This is a genomic window from Mycobacterium sp. NGS29, from assembly GCF_059812965.1.
Genome location: NZ_JCALDR010000007.1, coordinates 122797 through 147718 on the forward strand (window position 1 = coordinate 122797; position 24922 = coordinate 147718).

Annotated in this window: 22 protein-coding genes; 11 read left to right on the plus strand and 11 right to left on the minus strand. The window is 62.6% G+C overall.

Going from position 1 to position 24922, the window contains the following annotated elements; translation table 11 throughout:
• The first annotated feature begins 5 nt into the window (after nt 1-5).
• Nucleotides 6-1085, plus strand: a complete 1080-nt coding sequence (locus AC5Y5Z_RS12405) for an NAD(P)H-dependent amine dehydrogenase family protein (RefSeq protein WP_499925362.1) — start codon at nt 6-8, stop codon at nt 1083-1085.
• A 105-nt stretch (nt 1086-1190) separates the two neighbouring features.
• On the opposite strand, the gene AC5Y5Z_RS12410 is transcribed toward AC5Y5Z_RS12405, so the two are convergent.
• The 4 genes from AC5Y5Z_RS12410 to AC5Y5Z_RS12425 all read right to left on the minus strand — a co-directional run bounded on the left by AC5Y5Z_RS12410 (nt 1191) and on the right by AC5Y5Z_RS12425 (nt 4914).
• Nucleotides 1191-2189: a hypothetical protein gene (locus tag AC5Y5Z_RS12410; RefSeq protein ID WP_499925363.1), complete on the minus strand. Its 999-nt coding sequence runs from the start codon at nt 2187-2189 to the stop codon at nt 1191-1193.
• A gap of 10 nt (nt 2190-2199) precedes the next feature.
• On the minus strand, nt 2200-3363 hold the full coding sequence (locus AC5Y5Z_RS12415; protein ID WP_499925365.1) for an NDMA-dependent alcohol dehydrogenase: 1164 nt from the start codon (nt 3361-3363) through the stop codon (nt 2200-2202).
• 28 nt (nt 3364-3391) lie between these two features.
• On the minus strand, nt 3392-4183 hold the full coding sequence (locus AC5Y5Z_RS12420; RefSeq protein WP_473139063.1) for an SDR family oxidoreductase: 792 nt from the start codon (nt 4181-4183) through the stop codon (nt 3392-3394).
• Nucleotides 4184-4281: 98 nt separating this feature from the next.
• Nucleotides 4282-4914, minus strand: coding sequence for a TetR/AcrR family transcriptional regulator (locus tag AC5Y5Z_RS12425; protein WP_473139270.1), 633 nt, complete (start codon nt 4912-4914; stop codon nt 4282-4284).
• Nucleotides 4915-4955: 41 nt separating this feature from the next.
• On the opposite strand from AC5Y5Z_RS12425, the gene AC5Y5Z_RS12430 reads away from it, so the two are divergent.
• A complete protein-coding gene (locus tag AC5Y5Z_RS12430) occupies nt 4956-6101 on the plus strand; it encodes an ABC transporter substrate-binding protein (protein WP_499925367.1) in 1146 nt (381 codons plus the stop codon).
• Here the strand turns inward: AC5Y5Z_RS12430 and AC5Y5Z_RS12435 are convergent.
• Nucleotides 6072-7151 carry a dihydrodipicolinate synthase gene (locus AC5Y5Z_RS12435; RefSeq protein WP_499925467.1) on the minus strand — a complete coding sequence of 360 codons (1080 nt, stop codon included), beginning with the start codon at nt 7149-7151 and terminating at the stop codon, nt 6072-6074. The genes AC5Y5Z_RS12430 and AC5Y5Z_RS12435 overlap by 30 nt on opposite strands.
• Before the next feature lie 127 nt (nt 7152-7278).
• Between AC5Y5Z_RS12435 and AC5Y5Z_RS12440 the strand changes: the two genes are divergently transcribed.
• A complete protein-coding gene (locus AC5Y5Z_RS12440; RefSeq protein WP_473139061.1) occupies nt 7279-8517 on the plus strand; it encodes a cytochrome P450 in 1239 nt (412 codons plus the stop codon).
• Nucleotides 8518-8531: 14 nt separating this feature from the next.
• On the opposite strand, the gene AC5Y5Z_RS12445 is transcribed toward AC5Y5Z_RS12440, so the two are convergent.
• Nucleotides 8532-10142 carry a class I adenylate-forming enzyme family protein gene (locus AC5Y5Z_RS12445; RefSeq protein WP_473139060.1) on the minus strand — a complete coding sequence of 537 codons (1611 nt, stop codon included), beginning with the start codon at nt 10140-10142 and terminating at the stop codon, nt 8532-8534.
• 234 nt (nt 10143-10376) lie between these two features.
• Here AC5Y5Z_RS12445 and AC5Y5Z_RS12450 point away from each other — a divergent pair, with 234 nt between their 5' ends.
• Entirely contained in the window at nt 10377-11612 is a 1236-nt protein-coding gene (locus AC5Y5Z_RS12450; protein WP_499925369.1) for a cytochrome P450, read from the plus strand.
• On the opposite strand, the gene AC5Y5Z_RS12455 is transcribed toward AC5Y5Z_RS12450, so the two are convergent.
• From AC5Y5Z_RS12455 to AC5Y5Z_RS12465, 3 genes are all read right to left on the minus strand, one after another.
• A complete protein-coding gene (locus AC5Y5Z_RS12455) occupies nt 11596-12789 on the minus strand; it encodes an amidohydrolase family protein (RefSeq protein WP_473139058.1) in 1194 nt (397 codons plus the stop codon). The genes AC5Y5Z_RS12450 and AC5Y5Z_RS12455 overlap by 17 nt on opposite strands.
• 177 nt (nt 12790-12966) lie before the next feature.
• Nucleotides 12967-13869, minus strand: coding sequence for a TIGR03619 family F420-dependent LLM class oxidoreductase (locus AC5Y5Z_RS12460; protein ID WP_499925371.1), 903 nt, complete (start codon nt 13867-13869; stop codon nt 12967-12969).
• Nucleotides 13866-14987 (minus strand): acyl-CoA dehydrogenase family protein, encoded by a 1122-nt coding sequence (locus AC5Y5Z_RS12465; RefSeq protein WP_499925372.1) that lies wholly within the window; start codon nt 14985-14987, stop codon nt 13866-13868. The genes AC5Y5Z_RS12460 and AC5Y5Z_RS12465 overlap by 4 nt, the downstream gene beginning before the upstream one ends.
• Nucleotides 14988-15085: 98 nt before the next feature.
• Between AC5Y5Z_RS12465 and AC5Y5Z_RS12470 the strand changes: the two genes are divergently transcribed.
• Genes AC5Y5Z_RS12470 through AC5Y5Z_RS12485 form a run of 4 tightly spaced genes read left to right on the plus strand, consistent with a single transcriptional unit; the run spans nt 15086 to nt 19995 of the window.
• Nucleotides 15086-16279: an amidohydrolase family protein gene (locus AC5Y5Z_RS12470; RefSeq protein WP_499925374.1), complete on the plus strand. Its 1194-nt coding sequence runs from the start codon at nt 15086-15088 to the stop codon at nt 16277-16279.
• Between the two features lie 7 nt (nt 16280-16286).
• Nucleotides 16287-17252 (plus strand): acyl-CoA dehydrogenase family protein, encoded by a 966-nt coding sequence (locus AC5Y5Z_RS12475; RefSeq protein ID WP_499925377.1) that lies wholly within the window; start codon nt 16287-16289, stop codon nt 17250-17252.
• Nucleotides 17249-18445 (plus strand): acyl-CoA dehydrogenase family protein, encoded by a 1197-nt coding sequence (locus tag AC5Y5Z_RS12480; RefSeq protein WP_499925379.1) that lies wholly within the window; start codon nt 17249-17251, stop codon nt 18443-18445. Before AC5Y5Z_RS12475 ends, AC5Y5Z_RS12480 begins: the two co-directional genes overlap by 4 nt.
• Nucleotides 18446-18453: 8 nt before the next feature.
• Nucleotides 18454-19995, plus strand: a complete 1542-nt coding sequence (locus tag AC5Y5Z_RS12485) for a class I adenylate-forming enzyme family protein (protein WP_499925468.1) — start codon at nt 18454-18456, stop codon at nt 19993-19995.
• A gap of 44 nt (nt 19996-20039) precedes the next feature.
• Here AC5Y5Z_RS12485 and AC5Y5Z_RS12490 read toward each other — a convergent pair whose 3' ends face one another.
• Nucleotides 20040-20756, minus strand: coding sequence for a TetR/AcrR family transcriptional regulator (locus AC5Y5Z_RS12490; protein ID WP_499925470.1), 717 nt, complete (start codon nt 20754-20756; stop codon nt 20040-20042).
• 49 nt (nt 20757-20805) lie between these two features.
• On the opposite strand from AC5Y5Z_RS12490, the gene AC5Y5Z_RS12495 reads away from it, so the two are divergent.
• From AC5Y5Z_RS12495 to AC5Y5Z_RS12505, 3 genes are all read left to right on the plus strand, one after another.
• Nucleotides 20806-21471 carry a hypothetical protein gene (locus AC5Y5Z_RS12495; RefSeq protein ID WP_499925380.1) on the plus strand — a complete coding sequence of 222 codons (666 nt, stop codon included), beginning with the start codon at nt 20806-20808 and terminating at the stop codon, nt 21469-21471.
• Nucleotides 21468-22277, plus strand: coding sequence for an SDR family NAD(P)-dependent oxidoreductase (locus AC5Y5Z_RS12500; protein WP_473139050.1), 810 nt, complete (start codon nt 21468-21470; stop codon nt 22275-22277). Before AC5Y5Z_RS12495 ends, AC5Y5Z_RS12500 begins: the two co-directional genes overlap by 4 nt.
• 348 nt (nt 22278-22625) lie before the next feature.
• Nucleotides 22626-23735: a dihydrodipicolinate reductase gene (locus AC5Y5Z_RS12505; RefSeq protein WP_499925382.1), complete on the plus strand. Its 1110-nt coding sequence runs from the start codon at nt 22626-22628 to the stop codon at nt 23733-23735.
• Here the strand turns inward: AC5Y5Z_RS12505 and AC5Y5Z_RS12510 are convergent.
• Nucleotides 23722-24855, minus strand: a complete 1134-nt coding sequence (locus AC5Y5Z_RS12510; protein WP_499925472.1) for an amidohydrolase family protein — start codon at nt 24853-24855, stop codon at nt 23722-23724. The two genes, AC5Y5Z_RS12505 and AC5Y5Z_RS12510, sit on opposite strands and share 14 nt — an antisense overlap.
• Nucleotides 24856-24922 lie beyond the last annotated feature (67 nt).

Consider the following 24922-nt stretch of genomic DNA (forward strand, 5'->3'; position numbering starts at 1 on the left):
CCGTCGTGCGCAGGGTGATTCAGTTCTCGACCGGCAACGTAGGACGACATTCGTTGCGGGCCATCATCGGACGCCCAGATCTTGAACTGGTCGGAGTCCATGCCTCGGGTCCGGATAAGGTCGGCAGAGACGCCGCCCAGCTGTGCGGGTTGAACGAAGCGACCGGACTGGTCGCCACCGACGACATCGACGCTCTGATCGCGCTCGGGGCCGACTGCGTGGTGTACACCGCGTTGGGTGAGACGCGGCCCATGGAGGCCATCGACCAGATGTCACGATTCCTGGCGGCAGGCACCAATGTTGTCGGCACCTCGTTGGTCTGGCTGGCCACGCCGCACCACGCTGAGGATTGGCTCCGACATCCGCTGCAGAGCGCGTGCGAAACCGGCAACTCATCGCTGTACGTCAACGGTATCGATCCAGGGTTCTCCGGTGACACCCTGGTCTACGCGGCCTGCAGCCTCAGCACCCGCGTTTCCTCGATCACCGTCCAGGAAATCTTCGACTACGGGAATTACGACGACTACGAATTCACCGGTACGTCAATGGGTTTCGGACTGAAGCAGGATGACGATCCGCCGATGCTCTTCCTGCCCGGGGTAATCGTGTCCATGTTCGGTGGCGCGGTGAACAATTTGGCGGAACAGCTCGGGATAGTTCTCGAGGAAGTGCGGCAGCGGGATGAGCGCTGGTACACAACCGAACCAATCGACTGCATCATGACCAAGGTGGAGTCCGGCGGGATGGCTGCGGTCCGGTTCGCGGTCGAAGGTGTGGTGGACGGCGAACCGGTGATTACCATCGAACACATCACCCGACTCACTGACGCTGCCGCGCCGGATTGGCCGTTCCCGCCGGCGGGCCAGCCTGGGGTGCACCGGGTCGTCGTTGAGGGAGAACCCCGGATAGAGATCAATACCCATGTCTCCCATCCGTTGTACGACACGACAGTCGCCGGTTGCATCTCGACAGCGGCGCGCGCAGTCAATGCCATCGAATCAGTGTGCCGTGCCCCAGCGGGACTGATCGCCGTCGAAGAGATTCCGGCTGCCGAGGCGCTGCGCGGCCTCAGGTGGATGGAGTAACAATCACGCAAGCGGCGGGAGCGAAGCCGTCTGCGATGCGCCACCAGGATTCTCACTCACCAGGAGCTTGGACTCGCGAGGCTATGCGGGGTAGTGCGTAGATAATCAGCCCTCGCGCGCCAGGCGAAACCGCTGCATGACCATGTCCAGAATCTCCGGGGTCAACATGCCGCCGGCGTATTCGACCCAGCACCAGCTGCGTGACAGTGCCTCGCCGGACGGATCGCCGGTCAGGTTTCCGAACACATGCAGCGGGCTCCCGCTGCTGGTGAATGTGAAAACGTAGGTGTCGTCACCGATTACCGTCTCTAGGCTGGCGACTTTCCCAGCCGCGTTGAAGCGCGGAGTAGCGACGATGTCGTCATGGACAGTCGTCACGCCGTCCTTCAACTGATAGCCGGGACCGAAAGCCAAGTCATCGCGGCCCTGCCAGAAGCTGCCACCTCCCAAGCGGCCGTCGTCGTATTTGTGCAGCCAGGAGACCCACATCCCCTGCAGGTGACGGGCGATGGGTAATTCGGTGTAAGACATCCCCGGCGGCCCGTAGGCGAAGTCCTGATGCGCATAACCGGAAACCTGCTCGCCGTCGATGGTGCCGGTCACATAGAGCAATTCGTGCCGGTAGTACACGTCGTGGTCGAGGTGATAGTCGCCCTGCTGTTGTGGAACGTGCGTGACCACCACATCACTGACCGTTCGGCCGTGCATCTCCCAACGTCCGCTGGCGTCGTACCAGTGCAAGCCGTCAGCGTCACGCGCAACGCGGCCACTGGCGTAAATCATCTGCAGCGTGTTGCCGTCATCGCTGTACTCGAACGGTTCAAACCAGTCGATGGAGGAGTACTCGTCAAACAGGTGCGGGGCGTCGGATTCCAAAGCCTCTGGCAACGAACGAAATCCACAGATGGGAGACACCACGTGCGTCATGCCGACGACGAAGTCGTCCATGCCGCGCAAGCCCCAGTAGTTGTGACCCGAATCGTCGCTGACGACAGCGCCGAGCCAGATGCCGGCCAAAGCTACGTCGGGACTTGGTGTCCACGATCGGCGGTAGTGATCCAGTGACGCTTGGCAGCCCGTTACTGTGAACTCGATAGTCGGCATTGCGCCCTTCTCACTCGAATGTGATTACGCCGCGGATATTCTTGCCGGCCCGAAGATCCCGCATCGCCTCATTGATGTCGTCGAGTTTGTATTTCTGCGTGATGAGTTGATCCAACTTGATCAGGCCGGCCTCGTACATCGCCAGCAGGCGGGGCATGGCTTCGCGTGGATTCAGCTCGCCATAGAGCGCGCCTTTGAAGGTCTTGCAGGAGTAGATCATGTCGGTGAGGACCATCGGCACCATCAGGTCGCTGACCTTGGGCATTCCCGTCAACACGCAGGTACCCCCTTTGCGCAGCATCATCAGGGCGAGCAGCACCATGTCCGGAGGTACGACACCCGGCGTGAGAATGACCCGGTCGGCCATGAGTCCCCAGGTGATCTCGGTGACCAGTTCCATTGCGGCGCCGGTGTCGACGACGGTGTGGGTAGCCCCGAAGGTCGGCGCCATCTGACGTTTGAAGTCGTTGGGATCGACCGCAACGATGTGCTTGGCACCGGCGATCTTTGCGCCCTGGACGGCGTTCATGCCTACTCCGCCAACGCCGACGACCACGACGGTGTCACCGGCTTCGGTACCGGCGGCCACCGAGCCCGATCCGAATCCGGTTGTCACACCGCAGGAGACCAGACAAGCTGAGTCCAGCGGGATCCAGTCGTGAACTTTCACCAGTGACCGCTCGGATGCCACCACGTATTCGGAAAAGGTGCCGACTTGCATCATCGCCATCAGATCTTCACCGTCGAGGTGGCGGCGCCGCGTGCCGTCGGTGGTCATCGCTTTGCTGTGGATGTCGGCGCCCACGTCGCACAGATAGGTGCGGCCGGTGGTACACCATCGGCAGTTACCACATGACGGATAGAACGAAATAGCAACGTGATCACCAGGTTTCAGGGTCTTGACCTCTGGCCCTATCGTCTCGACGACGCCAGATCCTTCATGCCCGCCAAGCATCGGGAACCACTCGGGCACCGTACGGCCCGCTGCCCGCATCATCTCTTCCATCTCCGGGGTGGGCACACTGTCGCCGGTGTGAAAATGCTCGTCGGAGTGACAGATCCCCGCGTAGGCCATCCTGACCAGAACTTCGCCCGCATGCGGGGGATCGAGCTCGACTTCGGTGACGTCCCAATCGAGTCCGACTCCGCGCAGCACCGCCGCCTTGGATTTCATTGCTGCCTCCATCGTGAAAGAATCTGGGTCACCAATTCCGGAGCTCCTGCACTGCGTCGGACGAGCGCGGGGCCAGTGTCATGTATGGGACGAAACCGCTCTTGCCGCAACGGATTATGTTGTTGACGACGTCGGTCAGATGTTCCTGGTCAATCAGCCCGCCCTGCATGTAATTGTGGTCCATCCAGAATCGGATCGCCTTTTCCAGGACTTCTGGGTCCCAGTCCTTGTTGAACTCGGTCATCGAGTCGCCGGTGCCACCCATGCTGTCGCCCACGGCGAGGCGAGTGAAGCCGATTTCGGGGTGCTCGATACGCCATGCCTCGACGAGCTTGTCCAATGCGGCTTTGGTGACCGCGTACGACCCGAGCATCGGCCACGGTGTCGTGTAGGACGCACTCAGCGAGGACAGATAGACGGCCGAGCCGCCGGCCGCAGCCAGGTGTGGTGCCGCAGCCGCAGTGACGAGGGATGCACCGGTGACATTGGTGGCGAACAACCGTCCCCACTGTTCGGCTGTCACCTCTTGCAGCGGCGCCAACACCCCCATGCCGGTGGTGTACACCAACGCGTCCAGTCCACCCAGCGCGCCGACCACCTCCGCTATCGCTTGCTGGCAGGTCTCGGCGATAGTGACATCACACGCGACGGCCACCGCGCCGTTGCCGGCCTCCTTGGTCGCGTCGACCAAGCGGGGATATCGACGGGCGAGCAGGGCAACATGGGCGCCGCGCTTGGCGAGCCCGGTGCCTATGCACCGGCCAAGGCCGGCGGATGCGCCGACGACCGCGACCCGCAATGGTTGTTGCTCAGTCTGCATGGGGCTCCTGGGTCGCCGGGCTGAGAGCGAAATTATTCACTTGCGCAAACACACATTTACACACGGATCAACGGTTGCCCATAGTCGGAGCAAAACACTCACCGCCGCAGTGCTTTTCGCTCGTCCACCGCAAAGCTCAGCAGCAGACGGTCGAGTACCTTGGCGGCTCGTCGGCGCGCCCTTGCTGGATTCGCCGCGTGCGCGACCATTCTGGAGGCTTCTTCGAGTGCGGCGACGATCATGTGGGTGAGCTCTCCGACGGGTTGATCGTCGATGATCTTGTCTGCGATGGCCGCGCGGACCATTTCATTGATCAAGGCGATGCTGTTGCCCTCTTGAATGGCTCGCAATGTCTGCCAGCCAAGGACCACCGGCCCGTCGACCAGCATTACCCGCTGCACTTCGGGTTCGAGGGCCGCTTCGAGAAATCCCTGCATGCCGCGGGTTAACCGTTGCCACGGGTCCGCACCGGGCGGGGGGTTGGCGATGGAGCGCAGCGTGAGGTCGCTCTCGACTTCTTCGAAGACGGCGCGGAACAACTCAGCCTTGTCTTTGAAATGGTGGTAGAACGCGCCACGGGTACCGACACCCGACTTCGTCACCAAGTCGCCGACGCTGGTGTTGAAGTATCCCTGCGCCACGAACAGTTCTCGCCCCGCATCGATGAGGTCACGCCGCGTTTGATCGCCGCGCGCCCGGCGGTCGTCGTCAGATCCTCCACGCTGGGCCACGACGATGATCGTAGCAACATACGTCCTGTATGTTGCCGGGTATGGCAGACGACGTGGTTCGCGCATACGGGTCGGTCGCACCACTGAAGGTGGGATTGCTGAACGACTATCCGACGAGCGGCGATACCGACGACAACACCGTCGCCGCGTTGCAACTGGTGCTGGACGAGGCTGTCGCCTCGAGATTGATCGACCGGCCCGTCGATCTGATTCAACGCAACGTTGTGGGTCTGCCGAACGGGACCTATCAGGCGGTGGAACGCACCTTCGATGAACTGGTGGCCGAAGGGTGCCTGGTCATTTTTGGACCGTGGGTTTCTGACAACGTGGTGCCACTGCGGGCGCACGTCGATGCGACAGCCAAGGTCCCGATCATCACTTTGTCGGGATCAGAAGGCGCGCTGGGCGAGTGGTGCTTCGCCCTGAACAACGGCTCGATGGCTGAAGAACCGGTGATGCTGGCGGCGGTCATGATTGGCGACGGCCGCTCGCGCATCGCCGTTGCCTACGAGGCGTCGCTGATCGGCAAGGAGTATCTGTCTTTCGCGGAAAAGGCTTATGCGGCTGCGGGTTTGCAAGTGGTTGCAACGGTCGCAATTCCGCAAGTGGAGGCCGATAAGGCCGACACGGTGGCAGCCTTGCGGGCGTCGCATCCGGATGCCGTCGTCCACGTGGGTTTCGGGCACGGCTTGTGGGGGTTCAGCGACGCACTGCGCGCTGCCGGCTGGGATCCTCCCCGGTACACCACCACCGCCTTTGAGATGGCACATATCAATGCCGAGTGGATGCGACACCTCTCGGGCTGGATCGGGCTGGACAGCTACGACGAGCGCAATCTGGTCGGGCAGGCATTCCTGGACCGATTCGAGACCAGATACGCTCGGCGGCCGGGGCATTCGATGCCCGGCTTGTCCCACGACGCCGCCACCGTCATAACTCGGGGGCTGGCCGCGGCGCGTCCGCTGACCGGCGAGGGCGTCAAGCTTGGGATCGAACAAGTCAAGCTCATACCGTCGGCCAGTGGCGCGCCCGGAACCTTCTTGCGGTTCGGCCGATACATCCGGCAAGGCTGGCTGGGGTCGGACTACCTGATCGCCCGTCGGGTGCTGCCGGACGGCTCGGGGCACGTATTCCACGCCGCGCCGAGCGAGCACATCTCACGCGCGGTCGGTGTCGCTGCCGGCTAATTGGATGGCGCCGAATACGGGCGCGGTCACGATCCCGGGCGGTTGACCCAGCACGTACGGAATGGCGCGCACCGCCCCCATCGCGATCATCAGATGGCCCGGCTGGGCGTGCCGCCCCGTGGCCGGTTGTCCATCCCAACCGACATCGAGTTGCAGTTCAAAGCTCGGCACGCCCTTGATGACCGCTCGGATCAGCGGGGACTTCTCACCCGGCGCCAACGGTGTGATGCCCCACTGCGGTAGGTCCCGGGTCAGCACCCATTCCTCATGGATGGCCAGCAGAGGCCGGCCCGACCAGTGACCGACCCAGGAGAACCGCTGTCCGACAACGGTTCCCGCTTCGATCGCACCAGCCGTCACCACGATGTCGTGGGGGAGTGTGGTGGCGTCCACGGACACATCGATGTGTGACAACGAGATTCCCAGGACGTCGGCGGTGGCGTTGAGTGCCTGGCGGTAGGCCAGATCCAGTTTCTTGATGATCGGGGAATCAACGGTGACGTCCTCGGGTGGGCGGCCCATGCCCATGAGGTCGACGAGCATCGGCCGACTGGGGACGGCTGACACATCGGTGGCCTCGTACAGATCGATGCGGTCGATCGTCTTGCTCAACCCGGTGACGGTCGCGATCAGCCGCTCGAACATGAAGCCGGGATTCTCGCCTGCGGCGTGAAAACGCGACTTGCCCTGCCGGCACGCCTGCACAAACGTGGCTTCGGTCTGTGCGCCATAGGTGGGCAGATGGTTGTACGACGTGGTCGTGATGACGTTGGTGCCCACCGCGAGCAACCGGCAGATGTCCTCGGCGTTGGTCTCGACGGCGTGCGCCTTGCTGGCGGCGTGCACCACGACATCCGCTCTCAACGAGACGATTTCGTCCTTGTCCGTCGTGGCGGCGACCCCCGTCGTGGCGGGTAGCCCACACAGTTGTCCCGCGTCCACACCGTTCTTGGCGGGGTCGTATACGAGCACTCCGACCAGTTGATAATCGGGATTCTCGATAAGCTCCTGCAGCGCAGCACGGCCTACCGCGCCGGTAGCCCATTGCACGACTCGAATGGCCAATCGAATACTCCAGGTTGCGCTTTGGGGGTCGGCTCGCTTCTGGTCGGTTCAACATACATCATGTAGGTTTGCAACCGACGGACTGTAGGTTGATACCGGTAGGGAGGCTTACGTGGCGGAGCCGGCGGTCACCGACGATATCGACCAGCGCATCCGCGAAGCGCAGGAGAAGTTCAACGCCGGCATGGGCGCAGACGGAGACGCGACGCCCTATCCGCTGCTGCGCGAGTTACGGGCGAAGGGCGCCGTGCACCCTGGATGGCCGGAGATGGGCGTTCCCGAAGATGTCGGAAACGGTAGAAAAACCTATACCGCGTACTCTTTCGACGCTGTCAAGAGTGTCTTCATCGACAACATCACCTTCAGTACCCGGTGTTACGAAGACGTGGTGCGGCCGTTACAGGGGCCGACAATCCTGGAAATGCAAGAGCCCGAGCACGCCGTCTACCGCAGGTTGCACGAATTCGCTTTCGCACGTTCATCGATGAAGCGTTGGGACGCAGAACTTGTCGGCCCGTTGGTGGACCGCACCGTCGCGAAGTTCCGCGACAACAAGCGCGCCGATCTGGTGGACACGGTCTTCATGCCCATTCCGGTTCGGGTGATCGCCGCCCTGCTGGGGTTACCGCAGTCCGATATCGGCGAGTTTCATCGACTCGCCATTGATTTGCTGGGCTTCCGTGGCGACATGGATCGCGCGATGAAGGCGTCCGCCGAAATGAAGGAGTACTTCGTCGGCGTGCTTGCCGACCGGCGCAAGTCGCCGAAGGACGACATGGTGACCATCCTGTCGCAAGCCGAGATCGACGGCGTCAAGATGTCTGACGAGCAGATCTATGGGTTCATGCGAAACCTCCTACCCGCCGGCGCCGAAACCACGTCCAGATCGACAGCCAGCCTGGCGATGGGACTGCTGACCCATCCCGATCAACTCGACGCCGTGCGCAATGACCGGAGTCTGCTGCCGCAAGCCATCGAGGAAGGCATCAGGTGGGAGACGCCGCTGCTGAACTTCATGCGTGAAGTCACCAGCGACATCGAATTCTTCGGAGTAGGGATCCCCAACGGCGCGACGATGATGCTCAGCCTGGGCAGCGCCAACCACGACGAGACGCGCTGGAACGATCCCGAATCTTTCGACATCTATCGAGAGCGTAAGCCGCACATCGGGTTCGCCCACGGCGCTCACGTATGTCTCGGCATGCACCTGGCACGGCTGGAAAGCATCAGAATCTTCAACGCGCTGTTCGACGAACTGCCCGGCCTGCGACTCGATCCAGAGGCGCCGCGCCCGTATGTCACCGGCACCATGTTCCGTTCACCGCCGCGACTCGACGTGGTCTGGGACTAGGGGGGATCTAGTGCTCAGCTTCGCGGCAGCAGGTCACTCAACTGCTGTGACAGCTCTGACTTCTTGACCTTTCCGGTCGCGGTGAACGGGAGGTCCTGTTTCGCCGCGACCCAGATGTATTTCGGCACCTTGTACGCGGACAGGATGCCGCGCAGTTCCGTTCGCAAGGCCGCCCCGTCGAGAACTGACTCACCGCGCGGTACCACCGCGGCGGCGACCACTGTCCCGTTGTCAGCGTCCTGGACTCCAACTACGTAGGCCTCCAGCACACCCGCGCAATTGGTGAGCGCACGTTCGACTTCGCTTGGTGTGACGTTGGTGCCGCCGCCGGTTTTGATCAAGTCGCCCAACCGGCCGGTGAACTTGATCCAGCCGTCGTCGGATTCGACGCCGCAGTCACCGGTGCGGTAGTAGCCGTCCGGAGTGAATACCTCTTCGCGTTCCTGCTTGTGCAGGCGCTGCATCAGCGAGTAACCGCGTACCCAGATTTCGCCGGGCGTGCCGCGCGGCACCGGGAGGCCGGTATCGGGGTTTACGAGGAGGTGGCTGAGTCCCTCGATGGACACGCCGCCTGTTTCCAACCGATCAACCGGCTGTTGCAGATATTGATCCACACCAATGTGGTTGCCGCACAATTCGGTCATGCCCAGCGCGTTGGGGCCCTTCGGCCGGTGCTCAGGTGGCACCATCGCGGGCATGCTGGTGCGCCGAACCGATTGCAGGTCGCGGCGCGGGAAGTCGGGGTGCTCGGCGAGGGTCTTGCCTTGCTGGGGCCAGCCGAGGGCAATCGTCGCCTGATGGCGTTCGATGAGTTCCAGGGCTTCCCCCGCGTCGAAGGCCGGCTGGGTCACGAGAGTTGCGCCATGGTGAATCACGGCGTGCAAACCGGTGATCAGCCCGCCTACCCAGAAGAACGGCATCGAGGTGAACATGACGTCTTCATGCGTCACGCCGTAGGAGAAGGTCAGATTATAGGTATGGCGAACGAGCGCACCCTGGGTGTGCACCGTGCCTTTTGGATTCCCGGTGCTTCCGGAGGTGTATATGATCGTCACTTCGTCGGCCGGTGTCACACATGATTCGACAGCGGCCAGGAAAGCGGCATCGATGCCCGGCGCCGCAGCGCCGACTGTGGTTGTGGCATAGGCTCGATCGCTGGATCCCCAGACCATGACGGTGCGCAGGAATGGCGCATCAACAACGGCGATTCGTCCCGGCTCGCGCTGATCGGCCATCCCGGGGAGCGCCTCTTCGAGGCGGGCGATGAAGTCATGGTTGCGGAAATGTGACCACGTCAGGACAGCCCGCAGGTCAGCGTGCCGTGCGGTCCAGGCCATCTCGGACGCCTGGTAGAAAGTGTTGAGCGGCACGGCGACCGCACCGATGCGCGTGGTGGCGAACCAGGCCAGCGCCCAGTCAACGCTGTTGGGCATCAGGATCCCGACGTGGTCGCCTTTGCCAATCCCCGCCGCCAGCAACGCGATCGACAAGTCGGCTGAGCGCAGGTCGAGATCGGCGTAGGTCAGCACCCGGCCGTCGACGATCAGAAACGGCTTGTTCCCGAAACGCTCGGCGCACGACCTGATCAGTGCAGGAATCGTGGGCGGGATGTTCGGGAAAGGCACCTTCGTAGGATAGTAGCCTTAACGAAAATCGAGAACACAGGTTCTCAACGTGGGCCCACACCGTCGCCCCGGTCGGCGGCCCTAGTCGGCCAAGCTACCAGCAAGGTAGAATGGTCATTCTCATACGAGATCCCTGAACCTGGTCGACACACCGTAGAAATATTGCTGGATGCAGGGTTGGATTGGGTTGGATTGCGACACCATCATGGCCGATAAGGAGTCCGGGTCGATCCTATGAGCGCCGCCACGTCCGATGAACCCTTGGACTTCGACCCGTTCTCGGACGACTTCTTCAACGGTGCCTTCGCCACCTATCGGCGGATGCGGGATGAAGCACCGGTGTATTACAGCGCGAAGTGGGACTTCTGGGCGCTGACGAGGTACGACGACGTGGCACCGGCTACAAGGGATTACCAATCCTATTCGTCAGCTAAGGGCGCGACCCTGGACATGGTCAAGGCGCACGACAACGCCATTCCGGTGCCGAAGGTGATCATCTCGATGGATCCGCCCGAGCATCAGAAGATGCGCAGACTCGTGAGCAACGTCTTCACCCCGCGCGCTATCGCGGCGCTGGAAGACATGGTGCGCGAGAAGGTCTATGAACGCGTCGAAGCGCTCGATCCCCAATCTTTCGATGTGGTGGCCGACTTCTCGGCGCTGTTCCCCAATGACGTCATCACCACGATGCTCGGGGTGCCCAAAGAAGACCGCGACCAAATCCGGGTCTGGCTGGATCTGCTCTTGGAGCGCCACCCTGGAGAGAACGCCACCACCGCAACAGGTTATGACGCCTCAGTGCAGACCGGGATCTATTACTGGAACCTTGTGCAGAAGCGTCGCACCGAACCGCAGGATGACATGATAAGTCGGCTTATCGAGACCGAGATCGAGCGCGACGGGCAGATCGAGAAGCTCACCGACGTGGATATCACCGGCTTTGCCACCATGCTCGGGGGAGCGGGCGCTGAAACGGTGACCAAACTAATTGGCAATGCCATGGTGGCGTTCGCCGACTTCCCCGATCAATGGCAGAAGTTGCGCGCGGACCGCAGCAAGATTCCGGCTGCGGTTGAGGAATTGTTGCGCTACGAGGCACCGTCTCAATACCAGGTCCGTACCGCGACCAGAGATCTTACGTTGCATGGCAACACGATTCCAGAAGGTGGCGCGGTTTTGCTGGTGACCGGCTCAGCGACACGCGATGAGCGGATGTTTCCCGATCCCGACCGGCTGGACATCGACCGGCAACGCAAGATGGGCTTCAATCTGGCACTTGGTTACGGTGTGCACAGCTGCCTGGGTGCCGCGCTGGCCAGAATGGAAAGCCGTATCGCGTTGGGCGCATTGCTGGATCTCGTTCCCGAATACGAAGTCGACCGCAGCGGGCTGCGGCGGGTGGCGATGTCCAACGTCTGCGGCTGGTCCAACGTTCCGCTGCACAACCTTGCCGTCACACCGCGACCTTGAGTCCTAACTGTTCAATAGCGTTGCCGCCCATGATCTTCGCCTTCGCGGTTTCCGGGATGCCATCGAGTCGGTCTACGAAGCTCAGTGGGTCGCCCATGCCCTCGGGGTGCGGAAAGTCAGAGCCGAACATCACATGGTCCTCACCCATGATGTCGACGATCCCTTTGACGTCGTCTTCGAGGAACGGGTGAATGTAGATGTTGCGCTTGAAAACCTCGACGGGGTGTTCGTCGAATTCCTTGGGCATGATGCGGTACGCCGTGTTGAGTTGTTCCAGCAGATTCCTCACCCAGCCGCTGCCGTTTTCGACACACAGGATCTTCAGTTCGGGAAACCGCGACAGTGCCCCGTGACAGATCATCGCCGCCAGAGTGTCTTCGATAGCTCGGTGTCCCATGACAACCTCGCGCAGGGCACTGGGCTTGAACGACAGGTATTCGCCACCGCCCTCCCACTCCATGAGATGTTTTTGATAGCCGCTGTCCGAAGCGTGCATGGTGACCGGCATGCCGGTCTTGACGACCTCTTCCCAGAACGGGTCGAACTCGGGCAGGCCCATCGAGCGCGATCCGCCGAAGCGACTGGGCACTGGCGCGGGCCGGACCAGGAATGTCTTCATACCGCGCTCGAGTCCCCAGTGGAATTCCCTGATCGCCTCGTCCACCAGCGGTAAACAAATGACCGGCGTCGCGAAGATGCGGTCGTTGTAGTTGAACGTCCAGTGTTCGTGCATCCACTCGTTGAGTGCGTGAATGATCGCGTGGGTCAGGATGACGTCGTCAGTGGTGCGCTCCTCGATGAGACTGGCGAGGGTGGGGTACATAACACATTGGTCGATGCCCAGCTCGTCCATCAGTTCGAGCCGTGGAGCGGGAGCCTGATAGGCGGGTATGACATCCATTGCCTCGCCGACGAACTCGCGGAAGTTGAGACCCTCCGGGTTGTTGCCGAGAAAGTAGTCCTCGGCACTGCCGGGCCTGGCCACCCGCGAGAAGGTCGGGTTGGGGATCATGTGGCTGATGTGATCCTTGACCACGAGCTTGGGGCGGCCGTTGACCTCGACGTAGCCGACCTTTCCCCGGTGTTCCATCGGCAGATATTTGGTGAGCGCGTCCGTCGTCTCGTACATGTGGTTGTCGATATCGAAAACCGGGTACGGCAATGAACGGGCAGGCATCTTATCCTCCTGAGCAGCGAATATGAGCATTTACGCTAAGTGAGAATGACGTTATCACCTTCCTGACCGGGCGTCGACCACCGCCCCGGTGGTGGTGACGGACGCTTCTCCATCAGCCAATGCACGACACGAACCCCGGCGGCGCGGGCGGCGGTGAGCAGTCAGGTGAGGTGCTCTTTACGTCGCGATGAACTCCGTGGCGAAGGCCTGGGACCGCTCGATGACTTCCGCTCGGTCCGCCCCGGTCGGTGCGATGGTGAGCCAGGTGACGCCCGCCGCGTGCAGCCTGTCGATGGTGGCGTGCCGTTCATCGGTCGACTTGTTGTCGTCCAACAGGTTTCCCGCCGAAAAGCAGATGTCGAGCGGTGCAGTACGACCGATCTCGGTTGCGTAGCTCTTGACCCAGTTGATGGCAGCCTCCAGGTCATCGAGCGTCGAGATCTCCGCGGTTCGTGATGCGGTGGCGTAGCCGAACGTGTTGAACGGCGCCCATCCTTGGGCACGGGATACCGCGCGGCGGATCGCCGGCTTGCTGTTGCCGCCCACCCAGACCGGTGGTGTGGCCGGGGGCAGTGGACGTAGCCGGACCCCGCGGGACGCGAATGACGTTCCCTGATAGGCGATGTCTGCACCGGTCAATACCTTGTCGAGCACATCCAGAGCTTCGTCGAGCAGCGCCCCACGACTGTCGAAATCGATTCCAAGGGCGTGGAATTCGGGCCTGAGGTAGCCCGCTGCCGTTCCGAGGATGAGGCGTCCATTGGACAGCACGGCCAGGCTCTGGATGGATTTGGCGCCAAGGAACGGGTTACGGTACGCCGCGATGTAGACATTCGTCAGCAATTTGACGTCGGTGGTGGCGGCAGCCGCGAACGCAAGGGCGACGAACGGGTCCAGCGCGTGGTGACCCCCGCGGTCGAGCCACTTGGCATCCGGTGCGGGATGGTCGGTCACGTGCACGGCCGCGAATCCGCTTGACTCGGCTGCCCTTGCAATGGCGGCGATGGCGTCGGCGGTAACGAACTCGTGCGCCGCCGCGACCCGCTGGGTAGGCAGCTCCAGGGAGAACGAGATGGTCACGTGTGCCCTTTCTGAGCTGAAGTCGCCACGAGCTCACCCAGCCGCTGTGCGTGATAATCCGGGGTTCCAAAGATCAACTGACTTGCCTTGGCGCGACGGAGGTACAGGTGGGCATTGTGTTCCCACGTGAAACCGATGCCACCGTGTATGCGCATGTCGTCCAGGGCAACCTGCAAAAACGCCTCCGAACACACCATTTTCGCGACTGCCGCTGCGGTCGACGGCTCGTCGGCGTCAACCACCTCGGCGGCACGCGTTGCTGCCGAACGCGCCCCCTCAACCAGTACCAGCATGTCCGCGCACCGATGCTTGATCGCCTGGAAGCTGCCGATCGGCCGTCCGAACTGGATGCGGTTTCTCGCGTAGTCGACCGCCATTTCGAGGCAGCGCTGCGCCGCGCCCAGCTGTTCGGCGGCCAGCGCGACAATGGCCACATCCGAAGTACGCGCCAGGAAGTGCGCGGCACCGCCGTCGGCTCCGATCAGCTCGGCTGCGACGCCGTCGAACTCGACCCGGGCGACCTTGCGGGTGCGGTCGAGTCCAGCCATCAGTGTCCGGCGTAGACCGGCTGCGTCGGCGGGTACCGCGAATAGCGAGATGCCTGCTTCGGTGCGGGCCGCCGCGAGAATCACATCGGCGGTGTGGCCGTCGAGCACCAGTGGCGCAGTACCGTGCAACCGATAACCGGTGCGATGTTGCTGTGCACGCAAGCACACAGTGTCCGAGTCCCACGGTCCCAGTTGGCCATTGAGGATCAGGGTGGCGGTGCTCGTCCCGTCGACGAACCCTGGAACGAACTTCTCGGTCGCAGCTTCGTCGGCGCTGGCGAGAATCGCGGGTATGGCCAAAGCAACCGTGGCGAAGAAGGGCGCACACAGCAGAGCGGCGCCCATCTCCTCGAAAACTACTGCCAGTTCGGCCATTCCCGCGCCGGCCCCGCCCCAGGTGTCAGGAACCGCGATGCCAGTCAGGCCCAACTCGCCGGCAAGCTGCCGCCAGGACGCCGCGTCGAACCCGGTGTCTGTTGCCATCAGCGCGCGCACCGTCTCGATGGGTGACGTCGCATCAAGGAACTCGCGGACAGCGGCACGGAGCTCGTCTAGCTCGCTCTTTGCCACGCGATGTCTCCAAACGGACCCGAGATAGTGGTTGGGGGATCAGGATAGTATGTTTTCTGAATTAGAGAATAGCCATTCTCGTAAGAAGGAGCGACGCGGTGACGAAACTCGACTACGGGATTTTCGATTGCGACACCCACTGTTATGAGACCCGGGACGCGTTCACCCGCTATCTTTCCAAGAAGTTTCATGACCGCGCGATCACACCCGTCGTCGGCGCCGACGGCACGGAAGTCATCCTGGCCGGACATCGGATCGCTACGTTCAACAGTGAGGCCGGATTGGGCTTCGATGTGGCCTACCGACCTGGCTCGCTCAAGGAAATGCTCAAGCAGATGGGTTCGGGTAACCCGGACGAGACCTACGAACCGCAGCCGATGCGGCCGGAGTATCTGGAGCGAGAGCCCAGGCTGACGGTCATGGCCCAGCAGAACGTCGAACGCGCGGTAATCTTCCCCGCCGGTATGGCGCTGGCCGCTGAGCATTACGTTGACGACACCGAGGCCCTGTACGCGAACCTGCGCTCGTTCAACCGCTGGTTCGACGAGACGTGGGGCTTCAACTACCAGGACCGGCTGTACGCCACCGCCTTGCTGTCGTTGCGGGACCTCGAATCGTCGATCAAAGAGACCGAAGCGATCATTGAGCAGGGCGCACGGTTGGTGCTGCTGCCGACCGGGCCGGCCTACGGTCGCTCGCCCGGTGACCCGTACTTCGACCCGATTTATGCGCGGCTGCAGGAAGCCGGTTGCACGCTGGTCTTCCACATTCAACCGTTCTGGTATTTCAACGCCATCTCGCCAGCCTGGGGACACAACCCCGACCCGGCGGCGTGGCACATGTCCGCGTGGCAGTGGATGAACATCTACGGCCAGCGTCCGATAGAGGACACGCTGTCAGCGCTGATCTTCGACAACCTGTTCGGGCGATTCCCCGGACTGAATGTTCTTGTTGCCGAACATGGTGCGGAATGGGTGCCGCAGTTCGTCATTCACATGGACAAGAGTCGCGGCATGGGGCGAAACGGTCCGTGGATCGGCGGCAAGCTCACCGAACGTCCGTCACACATTTTCCGCCGCCATGTCGGTGTGGTCCCGTATCCCGAAGACGACATTCCGACCATCGTGGAACGGTTGGGCTATGACGAATGCCTGCTGATGGGCTCGGACTATCCGCACGCCGAAGGGCTGGCCGAACCGGCGGACTTCGTGAAGCTGCTCGACCCGCTCGACGATCCCGCCAAGAAGCGGATCATGCGCGACAACGCCGACCAGCTGCTGCGCCGGAGCTAGACGCTCGATGGCTGACGACCCCGAGGCTGACGTCGACCTCGATCTGCTGCGGGGGTCAGCGCGAAAATTTCTGGCGGAGCGCAACCACAAACAGTCCACAGCCGATCTGGCGACGATGGACTGGACAGGATTGCTGGTCGACGAGGCGTCGGGCGGGGCCGGCTGGCGGCCCGTTGAATCATGCATTGTGGCCGAGGAACTCGGTCGGGCGCAGGACGGATCGGCGTGGTTGGGGACCGTCGTGGCCGCCGCAGCGGTCGCATCCGGGCCCGATGAAATCAGGCAACAATGGCTGCCCGGGTTGCTCAGCGGTGCGTTCACCGCGGGGCTGATCAGCCACGAATCTGCGCGCGCCATCCGCGGAGACGAAGTGAACATTTTCGTCACACTGAGCGACAACGGCATTCACCTTGCCGATGCTTCAAAGGTCCAAGTGCGCCGCCTTGACGGCGATCTGCTGGATGTCACCCGTCCGGTCTGGCGTGTTGAGATCGACGAGGCTTCAACAGTGTTGATCGGATCGCCCGAGCATGCCCGGCAGCTGACCCCGCTGGCCCGGCTGCTGGTCGCTGCCGATTCCGTCGGCGCCGTGTCGATGACTCTCGAGCGGTTGACGTCATATTTGAAGGAGCGCATCGCGTTTGGCGTACCCGTCGCGAGCTTCCAGGCGATCCAGCACCGACTGGTGGAGCTTCTCGTCTTCGTAGTCAAAGCACGCGCTGTCGTGATGAAGGCTGCCCGCGCCGTCGCCGCCGCCGATGATCGGGCGATGGTGCTGGCGACCGTCGCACACGCCTTCGTTACCGCGAAAGCGACTGCCGCCGTGGACGAGTGCATGCAACTCTCCGGAGGGATCGGCTTCACCTGGGAGTATCCGCTGCACTATGAACTGCGCCGGGTTTTCACCAACGGCCACCTGATGGGCACGGCACGATCAAGTCGTGCGCTGGTCGCCGAGGTGTTGCGCTGGTGAATGGTGTGGGCAGCAGGCCGAGCGCGGAACAACTTGCGGCGTTTCGGAACCGGGTAAGGGCGCACATCGCGCAGCACGCGCCGGCCATCGAAGCACGTGAGGGGCATCGCGCGCCGGTTGATGCCGCGCAGGAAGCCCAGTTGCGCAACTGGTTCGCCGGATTGTTCGACGCGGGTTTCGTCGGCGCGGATTGGCCGGTCGAGTACGGTGGGCGCGCCGAGCACCATCCGCTGCATGACCGCGTTGTCAGCGAGGAGATTCTGCGTGCGCGTGCACCGCGCCCCGTCGACCAGGTAAATCTCGCGGCCCATGTGCTGCTGCACTTCGGGTCGCAAGAGCAGAAGCAGGCGTTGCTGCCGCCGATCCGGCGCAGCGAACACGTGTGGTGCCAATTGCTCAGCGAGCCCGATGCGGGCAGTGACATTGCCGCCGTCCGCACCCGCGCTGTGCAACGGATCGACGGCAGTTGGGTGATCGACGGACAAAAGACGTGGATCACCGACGGGCACTGGGCCGACATGGGCCTGGCGCTCGTTCGGACCGACCCGACTTTGTCTCGTCACCATGGACTTTCGGTGTTCACGGTGCCGCTGTCGGCACCCGGAGTCGAGGTCCGACCCATCCGCACCGTCGGAGACGCGATCGAAGTCAACGAAGTCTTCATGACCGGTGTGGTGGTCGACGCGAACAGTCTCATCGGCGAAGCCGGCCATGGTTGGTCGATCATCATGGCGGGCTTGGACTTCGAGCGCTTCGGCATCGGCGGCAACGTGATCCTGCTCGAATTGCTGATCGACGACGTTGTGACCGTGGCACGACAGGCACTCGTCGACGGCGCGCCGGCGCTGACCCACAACGACATTCGCCAAGCCATTGCAGAACTCGCCGTCGAGGTCGAGGTAGCCAAGTCGTTCATCGACGACCACGTCGAACGGCTCGTCATCGGAGCCGACCAACCCGGTGACGGCTCGATCGCAAAGTTGAGCTTCGCCGAGACCTACCACCGGGTTTCGGCCTACGGGGCAGAACTTGCCGCCGCCGCAGTGGATGCCGGCACCGACGACGTTCAGCAGGCGAAAGCGCGTCTGCGAGAATGCTGGTTATGGTCGCGGGCCTATACGATTTCCGGCGGAAGCTCGGAGATGATGCGTAACATCCTCGCGAAACGTCGCCTGCTGTTGCCGAGCGGGTGAGCGGGCAAGTGGGTGGGGAGACATATTGGGGTCTCGTCGACGCGGCGGCGGATGCCCATCCGGACCGCGTCGTCCTGACCGATGACTACGGTCGCAGCCTCACCTGTGCGCAGCTTCGAGATGAAGGTCTGCGCACGGCGGCGGCACTGTCGGAATCCGGAGTAGGCGCGGGCACCGTGGTGTCGTGGCAGTTGCCAACCACGCTGGAGACGGCGGTGGTAATGGTGGCACTCGCCCGCCTAGGCGCGGTGCAGAATCCGATTCTGCCGATCTGGCGCGAAAGCGAAGTCCGTTTCGTCACAGCACAACTCGCCACCGAGGTACTCATAGTCCCGGGCCGGTGGCGTGGGTTCGATCACACCGCGTTGGCTACCGAAGTGGCCGGGCAGCGACCGATGTCAGTGGTGGTGATCGATCACGACGCCCCGATAACGGGGTCTCTTCGGCTACCTGCGGGCGACCCCGCAGCGCTGCCCCCTGCGCCTTCTTCGGGAGAAGGTCCCCGCTGGATCTACTACTCCTCGGGCACCACCGCCGCGCCAAAAGGCGCCCGCCATTGCGACCGCTCGGTGATGGCAGGTGCTGCGGGAGTACTCGGCATCGTAGGGGCGTCGAATACTGATGTGAACCCGATAGCCTTTCCCATCTCGCACATCGGTGGTGCGGCAATGCTCGCGGCTAGTTTGCAGAGCGGCATGCGATTGGTGTTGTTCGACTCGTTCGACCCCGTGGCCACCCCCCAGGCGCTCGCGGTGCACCGGCCGACGCTATTAGGTACTGCCACCCCCTTTTTCGTTGCATTCATGGCTGCGCAGCGCGCCCACGGAGCCGAACCGCTCTACCCCGATCTGCGCGGCTGCGTAGGTGGTGGGGCGCCCATCACTGCCGAATTGGGACGCCAATTGCGGGAAACGTTCTCGGTTAATGGTGTCGCCAATTCGTGGGGCCTGACCGAATTTCCGGTGGCGACGTCGCAGACTCCGGAGGGTGCACCCGACCTGCTTGACCACACGGTGGGACTTCCTGTCCCAGGAGTATCGGTGCGCGTTGTCGACAGCAGTGAACGCGAGGTGGACATCGGTCAGGAGGGTGAACTGCGACTCAAGGGACCGCAGTGCTTCCTTGGGTACGTCGACGAATCGCTGAACGCCAGTGCTTTCGACCGCGAGGGGTGGTTTCGCAGTGGCGACCAAGGAAGACTCGACACTGACGGCAACGTCATCATCACCGGGCGAATCAAGGATGCGATCATCCGCAATGCGGAGAACATTTCGGCTCTCGAGATCGAGGGGGTGCTGGCAACGCACCCGGCGGTTGCCGATGTCGCGGTCATCGGCGTGCCGGATCCGCGGACCGGCGAACGGGTTTGCGCCGTGGTAGTACCTCAACCAGGAAGTCCGGTCACGCTCGCCGCGCTGGCCGAGCATTGCCAGAAGCAAGGTCTGAGCCGGCACAAATCCCCGGAGCGGCTCGAAATCTTGGAAGCGTTGCCGCGAACCCTCACTGGCAAGGTGCTGAAGAACCAACTCCGCGTGCGCTTTAGCGTCTGACGCACCGCCCTCGCGCGTCAAGTGTGGGGGAATTGTATTTCTTCTCAGCGCTTTTCGTTCAAAGGGCCCACACTCGGTGCGGTTCGCGCACGAGCAATCTGCGCGGCCCCGTTCCCGGTGATGAGCCACAGCGTCGCGAGTTGGGCGATGAAATCATCGAGAGATAATTCGACGTCGCCGTTGACGTAGCACAGGATTGCGTCTGCGGTGCCTCCGACGATGAAAGCCGGCGCGACCTTGGCCAATGGGTCGGTCTCCAATTCGACGCCGTGCACCATTCGTCCGTGATCGATCAATACACCGGTGAGGCGGTGCATGACCGTGACGCGGTGGTCGCGCAACTCAGGCGATGCCGCGACGCCCCCCAGCAGTACACGCGCGCGGCGCGGATCGTCAACCAGCTCGCGCACCGCAGCGGCCACACCGGCTAATGCTTGCGCCTCCAGTGGCCCGTCAGCTGACTCGTCTGCTGCCCGGACTGTGGCGGCACGAACATCCTCGGCGATGTCGTCGACAACGGCGGCAGACAAGGCATCGAGATCGGTGAAACTTTCGTAGAAGTATCGCTTGTTCAAACCGGCTGTAGTACAAAGCTTTTCGACCGTCGCACTGCGCCATTCGTCGCGCGACATCACCTCCATCGCGGCATCCAGCAGACGCCGGCGTCGCTGCGCGCGGCGGGAGTCCGCGGATTGTCCACCGTAGGAACGCTGCGTGGAGTCAGGCACCGCTCGATCGTTGCAGATTGACTGCACCCACATAGTCTGGCACGGTGTCGTACCAGATGACCACGAATAAGGAGGGCTCATGATGACCTCGGCCGCAGACGCCATCGAAAACCCGGTAGTGACGACATCAGTGCTTGACGACCTGCGGTTGCTATCCCAGAACTCGCCCGTCCTTGCGCAACGGCAGGGCTGGAGTTACCTCCGCGAACTCGGTGAGGCTGGTCGGCGCGACCAATTGTCCGCACTTTTCGAGCGCGGCGACGCCCCCGACGGTCCGCACGGCGCATTGGAGGGGCTGATCGTCGGCAACCTCTTCGGTATACCGGAGGCCGCCCTGGCCAACCCCTTGTTGAAGATCAATCCGACCTGGCGGGGAAAGACTTTCGATACCGACACCGGCTTCAACCGGCTGGCGCCGTTGGCCCGGTATGCGCTGCGCGCCATTGCGCCCCTCTACTCCGGGCTGCGCAGAGCTGGCTCTGAGATAGAGGGCTTTTCCTTCAATCATCGGATCGACACCGCTGCAGTTGCGCCGTACATCAAGGTGCGAGCATTGGACTACAGCCCTGAGGAGTACCGCAATCCCAGCGTTCGGACATTCCCGATCAAACGGACCCGCGACGAGGTGGTGGAACTCCTGCCCGGTCTTTACCTTGGCCGTGCGTTGTTGATGATGCGTAGCGGCGAAATTCGTCTCATCGCCTACTTCGCACTGCGAGAGTTCGCCGACGAGCGTTCAAGCCGATGATCGACCTCGCCGGAGCGGTTGCGTGCGTCACGGGTGGCGCACGCGGCATCGGTCGAGCGACGGCTGCGGCCTTGGTCGCCCGGCGGGCAACGGTATGGATTGGCGATCTTGACGCCGACGAAGCCGAACGCACTGCCCGCGAAATCGGGGCCAGAGCAACCTGTCTGGATGTGACCGACGAATCCAGTATGGCGGCGTTTCACCAAGCCGCCGCCGCCGACGGTCCGGTCGCGATGCTGGTGAACAACGCCGGCATTCAGTACATGGGCCCCTTCGTCGAGCAGAAGCTTTCGGCCTATCACCGGGAAGTAGCGGTCAACCTGGTTGGCGTCATCAATGGCATGCACGAGTTCCTGCCCGAGATGGTGAACCGCAATCACGGGCACATCGTCAACCTCGCGTCGATGGCGGCAAAGGTGACCACGCCAGGGATCTCGGTGTATTGCGCGACGAAATCGGCCGTGGCCGCACTGTCTCGCGCCGTCCGTGCCGAAATCGCTGATACCGACGTCACTATCACCACGGTCATGCCGACCGCTGTGCACACCGAGCTGACCGCGGGGGTGACGCTGGACCTGCTGCCGACCAGGCAACCCGACCAGATTGGCGCGGTCATCGCCGACAGTGCGCGGCGGCCGGGACGGGAGGTCACCGTGCCGCGGTGGCTGGCACCGTTCGGGCTGGTAGAAGAAGTCACCCCAGAACCCTTGCTGCAGATGATCAAACGGCTCGCCACCCGGAACGAGCCACCCGGGCATTTCGACGAGACCCAGCGCCGCAATTACCTTGATCGGATCGGCGGGTGAGGGCCCTGACGGCCGTCTGGCAACCCTTGTTGCCAAGCATCGCGTGCCGGCGCTTGAACCCGCACTTACCTCATGATTCGCGAGCCGTCATGGGGAATTACGGATTCCCGTTGCTGGGTGATGGGTACGTTGTCGTAACCTTGACTCCTGATTACACGCCTTTTAGCGTGGATTCGGAATCCCGAGGAACTTGTCTCGGACGCTCGAGAATCGACAGCCAGGCTGGTGGCGAATGAGTGCCGTGGGGTCGCGAATCTCTCATGTTGTGCGCGATGCCGCCGGGGGTGGCGTGGCCCTATCCGAAGCGCTGCGCAGAGTTGGCATAGCGAGATGGGGAGGGGAGCGAGAGTGGTCGACGAGCCTGGCGGTAAACGGCCCCGAGTGGTGCATGTGGGCACCGGACTCACTGGTAAAGAGGCATTGCGTGCGGTAATCGGCGATCCTGCGTTGGACCTGGTGGGAGTGAAGGTCTCTACTCCGGACAAGGTCGGCGTCGACGCCGGTCGCCTTGTCGGACAGCAGGACACCGGCGTGACGGCGACGGACGATGTCGAGGCGGTACTGGCCTTGAAGCCGGATTGCGTTCTTTACTGCGCTACCGCCGTACGGCGCGAGGCCGATGCGATCGCCGACATCGTGCAGTACCTCAAGGCAGGCGTCAATGTCGTGACGATCTCGCTGATCCCGCTGGTGTATCCACCTGCTGCGCCGGCAGAGTGGCGCCAAGCCGTGAAAGACGCTTCTGAGCAGGGAATCTCGACTTTCTACGCAACTGGTAGTGAGCCCGGCTTCATCAGCCTCAACCTACCCACTGCCTTACTCTCCGGCGCGGGCACTGTCGAGTCCTATCGGATGGACGAGTACGCGTTCGATCTGGACACGTCCTACCCGATCTGGGACGTCCTGCACGAATCCATGGGTTTCGGGAAACCGGACGGCCACGTTCCGGTCCGTATCGCCTCGGGCAAGGTGAACCATGATTGGGAGACCGTGGTGCGCTATATCGCTGACATCCTTGGGCTGGAACTGGATTCGGTCGAGCTCGATTGGGAGACGTTGCTCGCGCCCTCGGATCTGCAAACCGCCTTGGGCGTCATCGAAGCGGGAACGATTTGCGCTCATCGCTGGCAACTGGCCGGGATCATCGAGAAGAAAGCAGCGGTCGCCGTGCAATATTTCGCTACCGTCAGCAGCACGCCCTGGCCCGACCGCTGGCCCAAGCCGGCGCGAGAAGGTCAAGGCGGCATGGTGTTTCGGATCGAGGGTGACCCCAGCATGAGCTTGGCACTGCATCTTCCACAGTCACCCGCTGATCGCGTGAATCCGGGTATCACGGTCACCGCGATGGCCGCGGTGAACGCGATACCGGATGTCGTGTGTGCGCCACCGGGGCTGCTCACCAATCCGTTGGCGGGTCCGTCAGTCGTGAGCAGGCAGTCGCGCTCTAAAGGCCGATGAGTTCCCTGAGGTTGCCACCCATCACCCGTGCGGTGGTGACGGCGGGCAGGTTCTCGAGTTGCTTGATGAAAGTGGCTGGCTCGGCGAGCCCCTCCGGATGCGGAAAGTCTGAACCGAACATCACCCGATCCGCGCCGATTACCTCGATCAGGTGCGACATATCTTCTTCGTGGAACGGGTTGACCCACACGTGTCTACGGAACACGTCACAAGGATTCTCGTTGAAGTCCCGCGGTTTCTTGCGGTAGACGCGGTCGAACACCTCCATCAGGCGCTGAGCCCACGACCCGCCGTTCTCGACCACCCCGATGCGGAGTCCCGGGAATCTTTCGAACACACCATGGGCGATGAACGCCGCCAGCGTGTCAAAGATGTGCCGGCTCTCCTCGTAGATGAAGCCGCGAAACTTGGTCAGTTGGAAGCCCTGAAACTCGTCGCCGCCCTCCCAGTCGTTCAGGTAGCGGTCATACCCCGCATCAGAGTTGTGCATCTGAACGGAAATTCCGGACGACTCGACCAGACGCCAGAATTCGTCGAATTCGGGCAATGCGGGGGAGCGCGAGGTGCCGTCGTCACGCGGCACCGGTGCCGGCCGAATAAGTATCGTCTTGGCGCCGTTGGCCAGGCACCATTCGAGTTCCTGGACGCCTTGGGCGGGATCGTTGAGCGAGACCGCAGGAACGGCGAGAATCCTGTTCTGATAATTGAATGTCCAGTCATCCAGGAGCCAACGGTTGAAGGCGTGCGTAATCGCATGAGTGAGCTCGGAATCCGACTTCGTCCGTTCCTCGAGCATCCCGGCGGTCGTCGGGAACATCACCGCACCGTCGACACCCTGGCGATCCATCAGCGCCAGTCGCAGATCCGGCCTTCGGAATTCGTCCGGGCACCGGATGGGTTCGGCCAGCTCGCGCAGCGACTTGCCGTCGGGGTTAATGCCCCGGTAGTAGTCGGCCCAGGCGCCCGGGGTGGGGATTACCTCGTAGGTGGGGTTGGGGATGCATTCCGTGACGACACCAAGGATCTGCAGCTTCGTGCGACCCTTCACGTCGACGAACTTCAGTGCCTCGGAATACTTCTCCGGCAGATAGCGGGTGTAGGCGTCGATGGACTCGTACATGTGGTTATCGGCATCCCACACCTCGAAAGCCTGTCCATCCTTCACGGCCGCCTCATCTGCACGTTGC